The following is a 15,489-nucleotide window of genomic DNA, read 5'->3' as shown; positions in this document are numbered from 1 at the left end:
GCTCACAGGTCGTGGCCCGCGTAGGCAAGGTTGAAGGACTTGTTGCAAAGCGGAAAATCCGAGATCGCCTGACCCCGGAGACAGAGCGCGAGGCCGAACCAGTTGTGGACCGAGGGGTCCACGACGTCCGCCGCGACGACCTTTCCGAGATTGTCGGTTATCTTCGCGTGGACGAGCTCCCCGCGCCACGCTTCCACCAGAGCCAGGGCGAAGCTGTCGGGGCGGAGCGGCCCGCAGGGGATTTCGAGCGGGCCTTCGGGCAGCGCGCCGAGGGTTTCCATTACGAATTCGGCGGAGCGGTCCATTTCGAGGCTGCGCACCAGAGCCCTGGCGTGAACGTCGCCGTGAGCGCCCACCGAAACGGGAATCTGCCGGAAACGGCTGGCCCCCGCCGGGTGGTCGGTGCGAACGTCGAGGGTTAGCCCCGAGGCGCGGGCCGCAAGCCCCACAAGTCCGATTGCCCGGGCGTCCTCCGCGCTGACCCTCCCGGTTCCGTCGAAGCGGGCCATCACCGAGGGCGCGTCGAGGAGAAGGTCGATCGACCTTCTGGCCTCGCGGTGGTGGGTCTCAATTCTCTTTCGCAGCTCAGCGGCGGCCTTGCTATCGACATTGAAGAGGACTCCCCCCGGCCGAACCAGCCCCCGGCCGTGCCTGTTTCCAGAAATTGTCATGAGGCAGTTCAGGAAGTCTCCCCGGATCCTTCCGTTGTACTGGGCGGTCGGCAAGAACCCCACGTCGTTGCCCAGAGCGCCGAGGTCTCCGACGTGGTAGGCGATGCGCTCCAGTTCGAGGGCGACTGCGCGAATGGCCTCCGCGCGCGGACTCGCTTCCACCCCGCACAGCGCTTCGAGGCAAAGGGCGTGGGCGGTCGCTCCTCCCACCGCAGTGTCTCCGGTGATGGATTCGGCCACCGCAGCCCAGCGCGGAGAAATATCGCCCAGCAAGAATCCCAGCGCCCCCCTGTGCTGGTAGCCAAGCCGTATTTCGAGGTGAAATACGTTTTCGCCGTGGCACTGGAAACGGAAGTGGCCCGGCTCGATGATGCCCGCGTGTACCGGCCCCACCGCTACCTCGTGAATCTCCTCCCCTTCAACGCGGTAAAAGGAGGCGTCGCCCGGAGGCGGAACTTCGAGGTCTATTTTGCGAAGGGGTTTCAGCCAGGGGTGGCCTTCCGGCTCCACCCTCCAGCTCTCGTAGAGACTTCTTTCGAGGGAGTGAGCCCCGGGATGGCGGACGGTAAGGCTGGGATAGGAGGGCGAGGGGGCAAGGCGGCAGAGTTTTATGATCCCTTCGGAATCGAGGGCAAGGGCGGCGATGACCCCCGTCTTGCCGGTCTTTTTCGGGTAGCCGAAAAGCCCGATGAGCCTCGTGCCCTTCTCCAGCGCCGAGGAGACGGCCGCCGAGAACCCTTCGGCCACATACTCCGGTATCGCGTCAAGCTCGACGCAGAGAGGGTTTCGGGCGCTGAGAAGGTCTCCCGCCAAGTCAGCCTCCCTCGCAGGCGAAACCGGGCAGGGCGCACTCCGCCTCCCTGAAAGCTTCGAGAATCTCCTTCACCGGAAACTGCTCCCTGAGGGCCTTTTTGAGCTTTTCGTCGCGAAGGCAAAAGGAGAGGTGCGAAAGGAGGTGAAGGTGGGCGCGCACCGTGGGACTGACTATCGTAAAGACGGTGCTGACGGGTTTTTTGTCCAGCGCCTTGAAATCCACTGGAGTTTCGAGAAAGCACAGGGTCAGAAGCGGGCGGTTGACGTGAAGGACTATGGGGCTTCGGACGTGCGGGATCGCAATCCCTTCCCCAACGCCGGTGGAGCCCAGCTCCTCCCGCGCCAGAAGGACCTTGTAAAGGTGGACGCGGTCAACCTCGTCGGGAAGGCGAAGGTGCGCGACGATCTCGCCCAGCGCCGAGGGCACGTCGGCGCCGCCTACGCGGTAGAAGATTCCCCCAGCCTCAAGCGACGAAAATGCGGAAGGAAGGGCGACCTCCGAGGGCTCATGGAATATTTCGGGAGAGATGTGGATTCGCCGGGCGGTGGCCCACTCCAGCAGCTCCATGCGGTTGAAGCGGTACTGGTCGTTGACCAGAAAGAAGGGGATATCATCGTTCCGAATCCACCGGTAGACCGTCTTCTCAGAGACTTCGAGAAACCGGGCCGCGTCCCGAACCGAAAGATGCATTGCCTATCCTCACATACATAGTTAGGACACACAATAATAAAACAGAGTTTCTTCCTGAAACCTCCGGGAGTCAATGATTTTTGCAAAAATGTCCGGGGCTGACGCGGCGGGTAGGAGGTTGACCCCGGTTGTCCGAATTTGACGGGAGGTAAACATGGAATAGGAACTGACAAAAAGAATAGCCAGGAGATAAGAATATCGCCATCAACCTCTGGATTCCCCCTTCGGGGGAATGACGCCGTAACTTCCGGCAAACTATTTCGGCGAAGGGCAAGGAGTTCCCACTTCGCTTTTCAAGCTTCGAGGGACAAGCCGCAGGGCGCGCGGTCGCAGGCAGTCTTTCGCCAAAACAGCTTCCGGCGCGGTTTTCCGTTCCCGGCGAGGAATCCCGCAGCGAAGGGGCGAGGCAGTAGCAGCGCTACGGCGAGCCCTTGAGCGAGGACATGACGATGCCGGGGACGGAAAGGATGCGCCGGGGAGCCTAGATGTGGCGGATAACCGTGTAGTCCGCCAACCCCTCAAGAGCATCGCGGTAGACCGAAGGCGGGAAATTGTCCCGTAGCCTCTTCTTCGCCTTCTCGACCAGATCCCTCGCCTTGACCTTGGAGACGTTAATCGCGTCGTACTTTTTGATGAGAGAGAGGGTGAAGGAGAGATCGCCGTCGATAATCTCCTCGCGGTTGACTATCGATTCGATCTTTTGGCGCTCTTCGACGGAGCAGCAGGAGAGGACGTGGATAAGGGGTATGGTGATCTTCCCCTCGGTGAGGTCGGTCCCTATCTTCTTTCCGAAGGCCGCCTCCTCCGCTATGTAGTCCAGGCAGTCGTCCACGATCTGGAAGGCGACGCCTATGTCCATGCCGAACTGCCGGAGGGCGTCTACCTGCTCTTTTTCGATGTTGCCCAGAAGCCCTCCCACCTCGCAGGGAGCCGAGAGCAGCATCGCCGTCTTGTTTATCACTACCCGGAGATATTCGTCCTCGGTTATGTCGAGGTCGCAGGTCTTTACCAGCTGTAGCACCTCTCCTTCGGCTATCGAGGTGGTAGCCGAGGAGACGGCGCGCAGTATCTCCATCGAGCCGTGCCTGGTGAGCAGCTTGAAGGACTTGCTGAAGAGAAAGTCGCCCACGAGGACCGCGGCGGCGTTGCCCCAGATGACGTTTGCGGCTTCCTGTCCGCGCCGCATCTGGGCGTTGTCCACCACGTCGTCGTGAAGAAGGGTCGCGGTGTGGATAAATTCCATTATCGCCGCCAGCGGCACCGCGTCGGGGCCGTCGTAGCCGGAAAGCTTCGCGCTGATGAGCAGGAAAAGAGGGCGCATGCGCTTGCCCCCGCTCGAAAGGATGTGCCTTCCGATAACGGGTATCAGCGATATCTCGGATTCGAGGTTCTTGTCGAATTCCTCTTCGACCTCGGCCATCCTGTCCGCGACCAGCCCTACTATTTCGTTTATTTCCATTGCCATCCGATCAAGACCCTCAGCGAACTAAACAAATACGTCTCCAATCTTAACCCCTCCGCCCCTGATAAACGCACCGGCGGACATCGCGCCGCGTCCCTCGGGAAGGATTTCGCTCACCAGCACCGCCCCCTCCCGGCAGGCCACCGCGAACCCCAACCCCCCGGCCTTTATCACCTCTCCCGGCGCTCCGGACCCTTCGACGGCTACAGCGCGGAGAAATTTGACGACCTTGCCGCAGAGGAGTCCCCTGCACCCCGGCGAGGGGGAAAGGGCGTTTATCTTCGCCGCCAGAGCGGCGGCATTCGTCGAAAAATCCGCCTTCTGGAAGGATTTGTCAATCAACTTCGAGTAAGTGGCCCTTGACTCGTCCTGCGCCACCGGCGTAAGGGTTCCCTCGCGGAGCTGGCGTATCGTGTCCGCCATGAGGTCCGCGCCCACAGTCGAGAGCATCGCCGAAAGCGCCCCGGCGGTAACCTCGGGGCTGAGCCCGGTCTTCCACTGCTCTAGTATCGGGCCGCTGTCCATCCCCTCGTCCATGAGCATCGTGGTGACGCCGCAAAATTCGTCTCTGCAAAGGATCGTCCAGGCCACGGGAGAGGGGCCGCGATGGCGGGGAAGAAGGCTGGGGTGTAAATTGAGCGCACCCCTGCGGCCGGCGGCGAGTATCTCTTTCTTCAGAATCTGCCCGTAATCGACGACGACCAGAAACTCGGGAGAGATTTCGCGGATCCGCGCCACAGCCTCGGGAGTATTGATTTTATCCGGGGAATAGACGGGTATTCCGAGTTCCAGAGCCAGACTCTTGGCGGGAGTGGGGGAAAGGGCTCTGCCGCGACCCTTCGGGCGGTCGGGCTGGGTTACCAGAAGGGTGATATCCTCGCCGAAATTTTTAAGGAGCCGAAGCGTCGGGAGTGAGAACTCGCCGGTTCCGAAAAAAACCAGAGGGCCGGGTCCGCTCCCCTCCATTACCCTTTATCCCCGCATTCCAGCGCCTTTTTGCGCTTGGACAGATAGCGGCTTCTCTTCAGGCGGCTTATGTGGTCGAAAAAGAGCACCCCTTCCAGGTGGTCTATCTCGTGCTGGATGGCGACGGCGCAAAGTTCGCGCCCCTCGATCCGGACCGCCTTTCCCTCAAGGTCGTAACCCTGAACCTCGATAAGATCCGCCCGGGTTACTTTCTCGCGCAGGTCGGGCACGGAAAGGCACCCTTCCTCAAGGGCTATCTCCCCCTCTTTTTTCGTCAGCACGGGGTTGACGAGAACGATGAGCTCCCCCTCTTTTTCCCCGCAGGAGAGATCGACGACGATGAGCCGCTCGCTCACCCCGACCTGGGGCGCGGCGAGGCCGATGCCCTCGGCGTGGTACATGGTCTTCACCATGTTCGCCGCCAGCTCCCTTATTCTGTCGTCGATCTTCTCCACCTCGGCGGCCTTGTTCCGAAGGACCGGGTGGGGAAACTGTATTATCTCCAGTATGGACATCTTTTGACCTTCGTCTTTTTTAGTGGTTACGAAGGAATTTTAACCCGAGGGAGGGGCTGAGGGCAACAGCGGTTGCCCGCGAATTTTAAAACAAAAAAAGAAGACCGCCCCGGCGGCGCCGGAGCGGTCTTCTTTTTTCAGGCTTGGCTGACTTTTAGTGGCAGTCGGAGCAGGAGGGCACTGACTTGCCGGAGTGGCAATCGGTGCAGCCCTGCTGGGCCTTCTCGATGTGGAACTTGTGGATGTAGGCCGGGTCTCTGCCGGTCTTCTTGAGCGGCAGCATGACGCCGTGGCAGTCGAAGCATTCGACCTTGTGCTTGATCTTGCGGTCGCTGACGTGAATCTCGTGCATCTTTTCGGAAGTCTTCTCGGTTTCGAGAGCTTCCTTCTGGCCGTGGCACTTGACGCAGTTGTCGGCGGGCTTGCTGGGCGAATTTATGTTTGAATGGCAGCTTCTGCAGGACTTTTTGCCCTTGGCGTGCTCAAACTTCGCTCCCGCGACGGTTACCTGCGGGCGGAGCTTGTGGCAGCTGGAGCACTGTCCGGTTTCCTTCATGTTGTGATGGCACTGCACGCAGATCTCGGGTTTGACTTCGAGATGCTTTTCCTGGGTGGTTGCGCTGTGGCAGGTGGTGCACTCGGGATTGAGGCCGTTGTCGAGATCGCCCAGATGGGTGGAGTGCTCGAATTCGCCTCCGGCGAACTGCTTCGGACCCTTTTCGTCCAGCTTCTTCGGGTCGTGGCAGCCATACGCGATATTCATGCAGGATGCTTCCGGGACGTGGGCGCTGGCCTTGCTCGGCCCCTTTCCGGTGACGAAATATACGCCGGAGATAGCGCCGTCGATAGCCTTGTACTTGATGTGGTTCCAGGCCCCCGGCGGAAGATGGCACTCTGTGCACGATACTTCCTTGTGGCCGCTTTCTGCCCAGTTTTTGTAATAGGGCTTCATGGCATGGCAGCTGCCGCAGAAGCTTGAGGAGTTCGCGAACTGCCAGCCGCCGTAGACGGCGACCACCAGGACTACGGCGACAACAATCACGGTTGTCATGGTTATTTCGCTCTTAAGTTCCCTCCAGCAATTTCCGAACGCTTTAAATACTGACATGGATCGAAACTCCCTTGTAAGGTTGAGGATCCCAAAAGCCTGCCGCAAAAACCGGCAGAGCGCAGTTAACCAAATTTTCAAGCACGGGAGTATATTCGTTTGTAGCCGAATTCGCCATAGGCTTTCTTTTCTTTTGAAAAAATTATCAAAACCCTCTTTTTACCGCACAACCACGGAAGCTTGACACCACAGCCCGCCCTGCTTTACCGTAACGGTGCGCAATCCGCACGAAAACACAAGGAAAAACACCCATATGAAACGCCTCGTCCTCGCCTCCGGGAGCCCCCGCAGGCGCGAGCTTCTCACCACTCTTGCGATACCCTTCACCGTGGCGCCCTCCGGCGCCGACGAATCCATCCCCGCCGGTGTCTCCCCCGCCGAGGGCGCCGTCCTCGTGGCGGAGCGAAAAGCGGTTGAAACCGCGGCGCTGTTTGGCCCCGGCGACGTAGTCCTCGCCGCTGACACCATCGTCGTCGTGGACGGCGCGGTTCTCGGCAAGCCCAAAGACGAAGAAGAGGCGAGGCGGATGCTTTCGACCCTCTCCGGGCGCGCCCATGAGGTCATCACCGGAGTCGCCCTCTTTCACGGAGGAAAGTGCCGGAAAATTTCCGTTTCCACCGAGGTGTTTTTCCGCAGACTCGACCTTCGCATAATCGAGTGGTACCTTTCTACGAAAGAGCCCTTCGACAAGGCGGGAGGCTACGGCATTCAGGGATACGCCTCCTCCTTCGTAGAATCCATAAGGGGCTCTTGCACCAACGTAGTGGGCCTGCCTCTGGCGGAGACCGTAACCCTTCTTGAAGAGGTTGGTTTTTCGCCGTGGCAGACAGGGCAAGACAAGTGAGCGTCGCCGGTAAAGTGAAAGAAGTGCTGGGCGCCATAAAGGACGCGGCCGAAAGTTCGGGGCGCGACCCGGCAACCGTCCGCCTTGTCGGGGTGACGAAGACAAAGCCCCCCGAAAAGGTAATGGAAGGGTACGAGGCGGGGCTTCGCCTCTTCGGGGAGAGCTATATTCAGGAAGCGCTCCCGAAAATGGGCGCATTGCCCTCCGACATAGAGTGGCACATGATAGGGCACCTCCAGTCGAACAAGGCGAAGCTGGCGGTGGGGGCTTTTTCGCTGATACACACCCTCGACCGCCCCTCCCTCGCGCAGGAGTTGAACAGGGCGGCGCTGGCGAGGGGGGTGCGCGTAAAGGTCCTTATTCAGGCCAACCTCGCGGGGGAGGTCTCCAAGCACGGGACCGACGCGGAAGGGGCCGTCACTCTTGCGAAGCGGGCTTTCGAGTGGCCGGGGCTGGAGATTTCGGGACTGATGACGATACCGCCCTACGAAGACGACCCCGAAGAGTCCAGAAAACACTTCCGTGCGCTCCGGGAGCTTCGGCGCAGAATTGATTCCCTGGGCCTTGATGGGGTAAAAATGGAGCATCTCTCGATGGGGATGAGCAACGACTTTCGCGTGGCCGTCGAGGAGGGAGCGACTCTGGTTCGCGTCGGCTCCCTCATCTTCGGCGAACGCGGTCAGGAGATCTGATGGCGGCACTTCCGAAAATTACCATAATCGGCCTCGGCAACATGGGCGAAGCGATCCTCTCCGGACTCCTCGGCTGTGCAGCCGCAGAGCCCTCGATGATAACGGGCGTGGAGGCCGACGCGGGGCGCGGAAAAGAGCTGGCGGCGAAATACGGGATTAAAGTCACCCAAGACATAGCGGAAGGGTGCAAAAACTCCCCGGTGGTAATCCTCGCCGTAAAGCCCAAGGACGCGGGGAGGGCCGTCTCGGTCCTCGCCGGAACCGGCTCCACCCTCATATCCATCTGCGCAGGGCTCACCCTCGGCTTTTTTCAGGAAATCCTCGGCGACAGCGCCAGAATCGTCCGCGTAATGCCCAACACGCCTGCCCTTATCGGCGAGGGCGCTTCCGCCTACTGCCCCGCCCCCTCCGCCACCGACGGGGATTGCCTGGTGACCGAGACTATCTTCGGCGCGGTCGGCACGGTGGTGCGCGTGAGCGACGAAAAGCTGATGGACGCGGTGACCGGCCTTTCGGGCAGCGGCCCCGCCTACGTCTTCTTGTTTCTCGAAGCGCTGGCCGACGCCGGGGTCGCGGCGGGGCTGGACAGAGCCACCGCGAGGGCGCTGGCGGCGCAGACGGTAAAGGGCTCGGCGGCGATGGCCCAAAGCTCCCCCCTTCACACCGGCGAGCTCAAAGACCGGGTCTGCTCGCCCGGCGGCACCACCATAGAGGGCGTCCGCACCCTCGAAGGTACGGGCTTTCGCTCGGCGGTGATGGAAGCGGTGCTGGCGGCGGTTGAAAGATCCCGCGCCCTCGGAGGCTGAGGATGGAGGTTTTCGGCAACCTGATCATCGGCCTCGCGCTCGTTCTCGATTTCGGGCTGGGGCTTTACAAGTGGGTGGTCATCGCCTCGGCCGTGCTGAGCTGGGTGCGGCCGGACCCTTACGCGCCGGTGGTGCGTTTCATATACTCGCTGACCGACCCGGTGATATACTGGATACGCCGCCGCCTCCCGACCGTTATCGGCGGACTTGACCTTTCGCCTTTCGTGCTGATTTTGGGTATAATCGCCGTACAAAGATTCGTCCTGCCCGCCATCGTAGAGTGGGCAAAGCATTTATAGCAGTATGCGTATTTAGTCAGGAGGAGTTATCCATATGAGAATCCGCGCTTCTACCATACACGAGCAGACCTTCAGCGTGAGTTTCCGCGGTTTCGATCCCAAGGAAGTCGACGATTTTCTGGAGAAGGTCGCGCAGGAGATAGAGCACCTCAACACCGAGAAGGAAGCGCTCGAAACCACGCTGGCGAAGGAAAAGGAAGACCGCCTCAAGCTGGAAGAAGCCCTCTCCGCCTCCCGCGACCTCCAGAAGACGATCATGGATCACTCCCGGCGCGAGGCCCGCGTCATCGAGGAGCGCGCCCGTCTGGAAGCTGACAGGCTGATCAGCGAGGCGAGAAGAGTTGTTGAAGCCTACATACGCGACATAGAGCTTCTTCGCGAAAAGCGCATCTCCTTTCTCTCCGGCATGGCGGGGATGGCCGAAGCCCTCCGCGAATGGATGGAGCGCCAGCCCTCCGAGCCCGGCCCCTCCACCGAAGAGATCGAAAGGTCCGCGAAGATGAAGGAACTGCCTGAAATCCCCTCCGAGCCGCCCCTCGTGCTGCCGGAGGAAGAGTATTTTCCGCCTCCCGAGCCGCCCCGCAAGAGCGTGGAGCCCTTCGAGCTCGAACCGGCGCAGTCCGTCTATTCGCAGGAGGCCGAAGAGCCCGAAAGCGGCTTCACCGTGCCGGAAGAACCGCTCATGGAGCCCGCTCCCATCTCCTCCAAAGAGCCGAGCCCGAAGCAGTCCACGACCCTCTTCTCCCTCGTCGAAAAATAAACCCTTGGCCGGAGAGCAGGCTGTTGACAAAGTCATTTGTGGCGAAAGAGAAGTTTTTTGCACAGAAAACAGAACAACAAGGGGACATCAGGTCAACAGACTGAGATTGCGACAAACACAGTATTTTCTTCGAGAACAAGGAAGGCGAGAAAAATGACCGGAGGAATACCGATAGGTATTTCGAGGACGTTTTTCGAGCCTGACGAAGTAAATCGGAGAAAAGACGAGGTTTGTCAGCAATCTGTGGCCGTAGGCTACCTTTCCGAGACCCCCGGCGGAACCATCATAGAGATCTGGGCGAAGCCCCGCTCCTCGAAGACGAAGATAGCGGGGCTTCACGGTAATTCTCTCTCGGTAGCGATCTCGGCTCCCCCCGTCGAAGGGGAGGCCAACAAGGAACTGACCGGTTTTTTCGCCAAACTCCTCGGAGTCCCCAAAACCTCCGTCGAACTCGCCTCCGGCTCCACCGGCAGAAACAAGCGCCTCCTGGTAAGGAACCTCTCTCCTTCAGAAATCGCAAAGATAATAGATTCTCTGGTTTAGCTGGAAAATAGTAGCGTAGGTCGCGCCCCCGGAACGAAGGCCGACAACCCTTTATCGTCATTCCCGCGAAGGCTAATCCAGAATTGAATTTATTTGTGAAAACCGTTTACAACTTGCCGGGCTTCGCCCCGCACCCTAGTCACTTCTTTTAGAAAGAAGTGACCAAAAAATCGGCCCGGACGCGTCGCTCGCTCTATGAGCGACCACTTCGTTCCGGCTGGGCCGTACGGGGCACCCACTACGCTTCGCTCCGTTAAGACCCCGCGCCGGCCCGACGCCTCCACTCGTTGCGCCGCGTACGGGCCCCGAAAGGAACGAAAAGAAGGCTCGCACACGAGAAGGATTATTTGATCTCGTGTGCTCGAAGGTAATTTGTTTACACGTATCTCAAATAGCTGTAGCCAACTCTACCTTCGAGTCCAAAAACATTTCGTTAATCTGTTTTTGGACGAGCCATATTTTCGTCCTCCACATGGCCCGTAGGTGACGCAGGGAGCGGAGGCGGAAAGGGCGGCGGGGGGGTCTTAGTGAGCGCAGCGAACGGGTGCCCCCTCACGCCCCCGCCGTAGCGACCGGTCGCTCGTAGAGCGAGCGGCTCCTTCCGGGCCGAGTTTTGTCCCACTTTTTCGACAAAAAGTGGGGCCGGGCGTGGGGCGGCCAGACCCACAAGCAGTAACACTTCGATCAGGTTATTTCAGAGGATTAAACATGGCTATTTCACATATGGCTTATGGCGACGGCGCGAGGATTCTGGCGCGGGCGAAGGGCAGAATTACCGGCGCTGGCGGCACTGTTCAGGGGGACGAGAAGTCGGGGTCTTTCAGCGTCAAGGGGTTCGAGGGCACCTACGACGTCGGCGACGGCTGGGTCGAGATCAGGGTGACGGACAAACCCTTCTTCATCCCCGAAGAGGCGGTGAAGAGCTGGCTCTCCTCCAACGTGAAGGCGTAGCGGCGTAAGGCTCTAAAACCCAAAAAAAGGCCGCCCCAAGCGGAGCGGCCCTTTACATTTGGCGCGGGTATAAAATCAGACGATGAAGCCCGCCGGGGGAGTGAAGACGCGGGCTCCGAGCTCCTGATCTAGCGCGAGAAGCCCCTTGCCGTCGCCCTCGACGAGCTTTAGCTTGCGAACAAGAAGGCTGAAGCTGGATTCTTCCTCTACCTGCTCGGTGATGAACCACTGGAGCATTATCTGCGCGGCGTGATTGTTGTCCTGTCTGGCGATATCCATCAGGTTGTTTATCGAGGCGGTGACGACCTTCTCGTGGGAGAGGCCGTACTCGGCCATTTCGAGGAGGGAGGAGTAGTCGTTTCTGGGTTCGGTTATTCCCAGCACCCAGGCCCTGTCGCCGACGCTGCTGATGAAGCGGAAGAACTTCTCGCCGTGGACAAGCTCCTCCTGCGCCTGCACCTTGAACCAGTTGGCGAAGCCGGGAAATTCCTCCTGCTGGCAGTAAGCCTCCATCGCCTTGTAAAGCCCGGCGGAATACCACTCTTTCGCTACCTGTTCGTTCATCGCCCGAAGCAATCTTTCACTGAGCATCGTAAATCCTCCTTAAAGTTTGACCTTGCAAAAGTAAATAATACCCGCGACTAGCGGCGAAGCAAGGCGAGGGGAGGGAACTGCATAAAATGGTACTTCTATAACTTCCGTGTGGATTTGGAAGGCGGGGCGGAGTAACATTTGCGCCGTCATTTTGCTGGCATTAATTTATGAATTTACGAAGGAGCGGACAATGAAAAAAATATCCATCGTAGGCGGAGCACTGGCTCTCTTTCTCTCTTTCGGGCCTGCCGTGGCGCTCGCCTCCGAGGGCGCGGCGGGCAATCCCGACGAATCACTCGCAAAGCTGATGGAAGGCAACGCGCGCTACGTGAAGGGGGCTATGACTCACCCCGACGCGAACGACGCCCGCAGGGAGGAAGTGGCCAAGGGACAGCACCCCTTCGCCATCATTCTGGGCTGCTCCGATTCCCGCGTGCCGCCGGAGGTAATCTTCGATCAGGGGCTGGGAGACCTTTTTATCATCCGCACGGCCGGACACGTCGTAGACGACGTCGCCATCGGCTCCATTGAATACGCAGCCGAGCACCTCGGCTCGCCCCTTCTCGTAGTTCTCGGCCACGAGCGCTGCGGCGCGGTAAAGGCCACGGTTGACGGCGGCGAGGCACCCGGCCACATCGAGAGCATAGTCAAGGCCATTAAACCGGCCGTCGAAAAGGCGAAGGGCGAAGAGGGCGATCTGGTCGACAACTCCGTCAAGGAGAACGTGGAACTGGTCAGGGAGAAGCTCCTCGAATCCAAGCCGATACTGGCGGAGCTGGTGGAGAAGGGGAAGCTGAAAATCGTCGGAGCTCGCTATGACCTGGATGATGGGAAGGTAGAAATTCTGAAGTAGTATTTGTCCGGCTTCCTCTTTCGTCGAAGGGCTGCGTCGTTTCTCGGTCGCGGGTCTTGGCGTAGTAACGCTACTGCCTGCGACCGCGCGCCCTGCGGACTCCTTGCCCTTCGCCGAAATAGTGTGCCGGATTTAAAACCATAGAAATAAAAGCAAGATAACCAAAGCCGGGCTCCAAAAAGGAGTCCGGCATTTTTATTTCCCAGTTGACCCAAACCCGCCCGCTCCCCGCTCCGTCTGCGGCAACTCGCCGACCTCGGTGAGAACTCCGCGATGGACGGGGGCGAGTATCGCCTGCGCTATCCGGTCGCCCCGGCAGATGCGAAAGGATTCGTTGCCGTGGTTTATGACCAGAATCCGCACCTCACCGCGATAATCGGCGTCGATGGTGCCGGGGGTGTTGAGCAGGGTTATGCCGTGCTTTATCGCAAGGCCGCTACGTGGGCGCACTTGCAGCTCGTACCCGTAGGGCAGCGCGAAGCAAAGCCCCGTCCCCACGCTCTGGCGCTCTCCCGGCTCGACCCAGAGGTCCTCTGAGGCGATAAGGTCCATCCCCGCGCTGTGCGCGGTCTGGTAGGAGGGCAGGGGAAGGTCCTCGGCGGAGGGCAGTCTTTTAACGAGAATCGTCGTCGGCATGGTCTCTCCGGGTATCGATTGATTTAAACCACCGGATTTTGCGCGAAAACCGGGTGACAGGCAAGGGGCATAAGGTGCCCTTTGGGCGTCAGGCGCAGGAAATAAAAAAAGGCGCGGATTTCTCCGCGCCTTTTGGCGTTTTGGGGTTGGTCGGGCCGTTAGGCTTGAGCCTTGCCTTCGGCGATTGGGTCCTTTTCGCCGGTTTCTTCCAGCGCCGCCTTGCGGGAGAGCTTTATCCTGCCGGTCTGGTCGATCGCGAGAACCTTGACCGGGGTGACGGAGCCCTCGGGCAGGTACTTGGCGATGTCGGTTCTGTCCACGCGGGTGCTGGATATCTCGCTGATGTGGACGAGGCCGTCGGTGCCGGGGAAGATTTCGACGAAGGCGCCGAAGTCCATTATCTTCCTGACCGTGCCCTGATAGATCTTCCCTATCTCGGCTTCCGCGGTAAGCTGGCGGATCATCTTTATCGCCATCTCGGTGCGTTCGCTGTCGGGGCTACCGATGTGTATCGAGCCGTCGTCGTTGATGTCGATCGTAGTCTGGGTCAGCTCGATTATCTTGCGGATGTTCTTGCCGCCGGGGCCGATGACATCCTTGATCCTCTCGGTGTTGACCTGGATGACGACGATGCGCGGCGCGAAGGGCGAAAGATCGCCTCTCGGGGCCTTTATCGCCTCTTCCATCCTGCCGAGGATGTGCATTCTGCCCTGCTTGGCCTGATCGAGAGCCTTTTTCATGATCTCGACGGTGAGGCCCTGGACCTTGATGTCCATCTGGAGGGCGGTGATGCCGTTTTTGGTTCCCGCGACCTTGAAATCCATGTCGCCGAGGTGGTCTTCGTCGCCGAGGATGTCGGAGAGGACCGCGTAGCGCGAGCCGTCGGTGATAAGGCCCATCGCTATGCCTGCGACAGCGGACTTGATCGGGATTCCCGCGTCCATGAGGGCGAGGGAGCCGCCGCAGATCGAGGCCATCGAGGAGGAGCCGTTGGACTCCAGTATCTCGGAGACGAGGCGAATGGTGTAGGGAAACTCCTCGTGCGTGGGAAGGACGGCGCGGAGGGCGCGCTCGGCGAGCGCTCCGTGGCCTATCTCCCTGCGTCCGGGGCTTCTCATCGGGCGGGCTTCGCCCACGGAGAAGGGCGGGAAGTTGTAGTGGAGGAGAAACTTCTTGTAGTAGCTGCCCTCGGGAACGTCGATAAGCTGCTCGTCGGCGGAGGTGCCGAGGGTGGTTATCACCAGAGCCTGAGTCTCGCCGCGCGTGAAGACGGCGGAGCCGTGGGTGCGGGGAAGGACGGAGACTTCGGGGACTATCTGGCGGATATCGGTGAGGGAGCGGCCGTCTATGCGCTCGCCCTTGTCGAGGATGAGGCCGCGCACGTATTTTTTGGCGGCTTTCTCGAAGGCTTCGCTGAATTCACCGCTTCTCGCGGCTTCCTCTTCGGTGAGGGTGGCGAGGAGCTGGACCTTGGCGGCCTTGACGGCGTTGGAGCGCTCCTTTTTCGTGCGGACGTGGTAGGCGTCCTTACAGTTCTCAAGGAAGTAAGCCTCGACGCGGGAGAAGATCGAGGGGTCGAGTTCTTTCTGGGGAACCTCGCGCTTGGGCTTCCCGGCTATCTCGCGAAGCTTCAGCTGGATTTCGACGATGCGCTTGATTTCGGCGTGGCCGAACTCTATCGCCGCCAGCATCTCCTCTTCGGAAAGCTCGCTCGCGCCGCTTTCGACCATCATGACGGCGTCGGCGCTGCCGGCGACCATCAGGTCGAGCTTGGAGGTTTCCAGCGCGGCCATAGTCGGGTTTGCGACGAGCTGGCCGTCGATGAGGCCGACGCGCACCGCCGCTATGGGGCCCGCGAAGGGGATGTCGGAGATGGTGAGGGCCGCGCTCGCGCCGATCATTCCCAGAACGTCGGGGGTGGTCTCTTTGTCGTGGGAAAGGACCGTGAGGACTACCTGCGTTTCAAAAGGAAAGGTCTTGGGGAAGAGGGGCCTTATGGGACGGTCGATGAGGCGCGAGATGAGTGTGTCGGCGTCCGGCGGACGGCCCTCGCGCTTGAAGAAGCCGCCGGGAATCTTGCCGGCGGAGTAGCCTTTGGACTGGTACATGACGGTGAGGGGAAAAAAATCCAGCCCCAGCTTGGGAGTTGTTTCGGCGACGGCGGTGGCCAGCACTACGGTGCCGCCCGAGGTCACGAGGACCGAGCCGTGGGCCTGACGGGCAAGGCGTCCTGTTTCGAGGACTATCTCCTTGCCGCCGACTTCAATTTTTACGGTTTTTATGTC

The 15,489-nt window shown here is 60.1% G+C and carries 17 protein-coding genes; 8 read left to right on the top strand and 9 right to left on the bottom strand.

Annotation, left to right across the window (positions count from 1 at the left end; genetic code table 11):
• Window positions 1-2 precede the first annotated feature (2 nt).
• The 6 genes from EPN96_06190 to EPN96_06165 all read right to left on the bottom strand — a co-directional run bounded on the left by EPN96_06190 (window position 3) and on the right by EPN96_06165 (window position 6,226).
• Window positions 3-1,484 carry a hydrogenase gene (locus EPN96_06190; GenBank protein ID TAL17189.1) on the bottom strand — a complete coding sequence of 494 codons (1,482 nt, stop codon included), beginning with the start codon at window positions 1,482-1,484 and terminating at the stop codon, window positions 3-5.
• Between the two features lies 1 nt (window position 1,485).
• Entirely contained in the window at window positions 1,486-2,175 is a 690-nt protein-coding gene (locus EPN96_06185; GenBank protein ID TAL17188.1) for a helix-turn-helix domain-containing protein, read from the bottom strand.
• 481 nt (window positions 2,176-2,656) lie between these two features.
• Entirely contained in the window at window positions 2,657-3,628 is a 972-nt protein-coding gene (locus EPN96_06180; protein ID TAL17252.1) for a polyprenyl synthetase family protein, read from the bottom strand.
• 33 nt (window positions 3,629-3,661) lie between these two features.
• Window positions 3,662-4,603: a methionyl-tRNA formyltransferase gene (locus tag EPN96_06175; GenBank protein ID TAL17187.1), complete on the bottom strand. Its 942-nt coding sequence runs from the start codon at window positions 4,601-4,603 to the stop codon at window positions 3,662-3,664.
• The gene (def, locus tag EPN96_06170) at window positions 4,603-5,118 is read right to left on the bottom strand and encodes a peptide deformylase (GenBank protein ID TAL17186.1); all 516 of its coding nucleotides are present in this window, start codon (window positions 5,116-5,118) and stop codon (window positions 4,603-4,605) included. The genes EPN96_06175 and def overlap by 1 nt, the downstream gene beginning before the upstream one ends.
• A gap of 154 nt (window positions 5,119-5,272) precedes the next feature.
• Window positions 5,273-6,226, bottom strand: coding sequence for a hypothetical protein (locus tag EPN96_06165; protein TAL17185.1), 954 nt, complete (start codon window positions 6,224-6,226; stop codon window positions 5,273-5,275).
• 253 nt (window positions 6,227-6,479) lie between these two features.
• Between EPN96_06165 and EPN96_06160 the strand changes: the two genes are divergently transcribed.
• From EPN96_06160 to EPN96_06130, 7 genes are all read left to right on the top strand, one after another.
• Window positions 6,480-7,070 carry a septum formation inhibitor Maf gene (locus tag EPN96_06160; GenBank protein TAL17184.1) on the top strand — a complete coding sequence of 197 codons (591 nt, stop codon included), beginning with the start codon at window positions 6,480-6,482 and terminating at the stop codon, window positions 7,068-7,070.
• Window positions 7,067-7,762, top strand: coding sequence for a YggS family pyridoxal phosphate-dependent enzyme (locus EPN96_06155; protein TAL17183.1), 696 nt, complete (start codon window positions 7,067-7,069; stop codon window positions 7,760-7,762). Before EPN96_06160 ends, EPN96_06155 begins: the two co-directional genes overlap by 4 nt.
• Window positions 7,762-8,568, top strand: a complete 807-nt coding sequence (gene proC, locus EPN96_06150) for a pyrroline-5-carboxylate reductase (protein ID TAL17182.1) — start codon at window positions 7,762-7,764, stop codon at window positions 8,566-8,568. The genes EPN96_06155 and proC overlap by 1 nt, the downstream gene beginning before the upstream one ends.
• A 2-nt stretch (window positions 8,569-8,570) precedes the next feature.
• Window positions 8,571-8,867, top strand: coding sequence for a YggT family protein (locus tag EPN96_06145; protein TAL17181.1), 297 nt, complete (start codon window positions 8,571-8,573; stop codon window positions 8,865-8,867).
• Window positions 8,868-8,901: 34 nt separating this feature from the next.
• Window positions 8,902-9,627 (top strand): DivIVA domain-containing protein, encoded by a 726-nt coding sequence (locus EPN96_06140; GenBank protein ID TAL17180.1) that lies wholly within the window; start codon window positions 8,902-8,904, stop codon window positions 9,625-9,627.
• Window positions 9,628-9,780: 153 nt separating this feature from the next.
• Window positions 9,781-10,170 (top strand): YggU family protein, encoded by a 390-nt coding sequence (locus tag EPN96_06135; GenBank protein TAL17179.1) that lies wholly within the window; start codon window positions 9,781-9,783, stop codon window positions 10,168-10,170.
• Window positions 10,171-10,878: 708 nt separating this feature from the next.
• A complete protein-coding gene (locus EPN96_06130; GenBank protein TAL17178.1) occupies window positions 10,879-11,121 on the top strand; it encodes a hypothetical protein in 243 nt (80 codons plus the stop codon).
• A 75-nt stretch (window positions 11,122-11,196) separates the two neighbouring features.
• Here EPN96_06130 and EPN96_06125 read toward each other — a convergent pair whose 3' ends face one another.
• Complete coding sequence (locus tag EPN96_06125; protein TAL17177.1) at window positions 11,197-11,712, bottom strand: ferritin; 516 nt, start codon at window positions 11,710-11,712, stop codon at window positions 11,197-11,199.
• Window positions 11,713-11,905: 193 nt separating this feature from the next.
• Between EPN96_06125 and EPN96_06120 the strand changes: the two genes are divergently transcribed.
• The gene (locus EPN96_06120; protein ID TAL17176.1) at window positions 11,906-12,568 is read left to right on the top strand and encodes a carbonic anhydrase; all 663 of its coding nucleotides are present in this window, start codon (window positions 11,906-11,908) and stop codon (window positions 12,566-12,568) included.
• Window positions 12,569-12,763: 195 nt separating this feature from the next.
• Here the strand turns inward: EPN96_06120 and EPN96_06115 are convergent, their stop codons facing one another.
• Both EPN96_06115 and pnp read right to left on the bottom strand, forming a co-directional pair.
• Window positions 12,764-13,204 carry a dUTP diphosphatase gene (locus tag EPN96_06115; GenBank protein TAL17175.1) on the bottom strand — a complete coding sequence of 147 codons (441 nt, stop codon included), beginning with the start codon at window positions 13,202-13,204 and terminating at the stop codon, window positions 12,764-12,766.
• Between the two features lie 158 nt (window positions 13,205-13,362).
• Window positions 13,363-15,486 (bottom strand): polyribonucleotide nucleotidyltransferase, encoded by a 2,124-nt coding sequence (gene pnp, locus EPN96_06110; protein TAL17251.1) that lies wholly within the window; start codon window positions 15,484-15,486, stop codon window positions 13,363-13,365.
• Between the last annotated feature and the right edge of the window lie 3 nt (window positions 15,487-15,489).

This window comes from bacterium, assembly GCA_004322275.1.
GTDB lineage: Bacteria > Desulfobacterota > Deferrisomatia > Deferrisomatales > BM512 > SCTA01.
The sequence above is the reverse complement of the archived record's forward strand: the minus strand, read 5'-3'. Positions and strand labels throughout refer to the sequence as shown.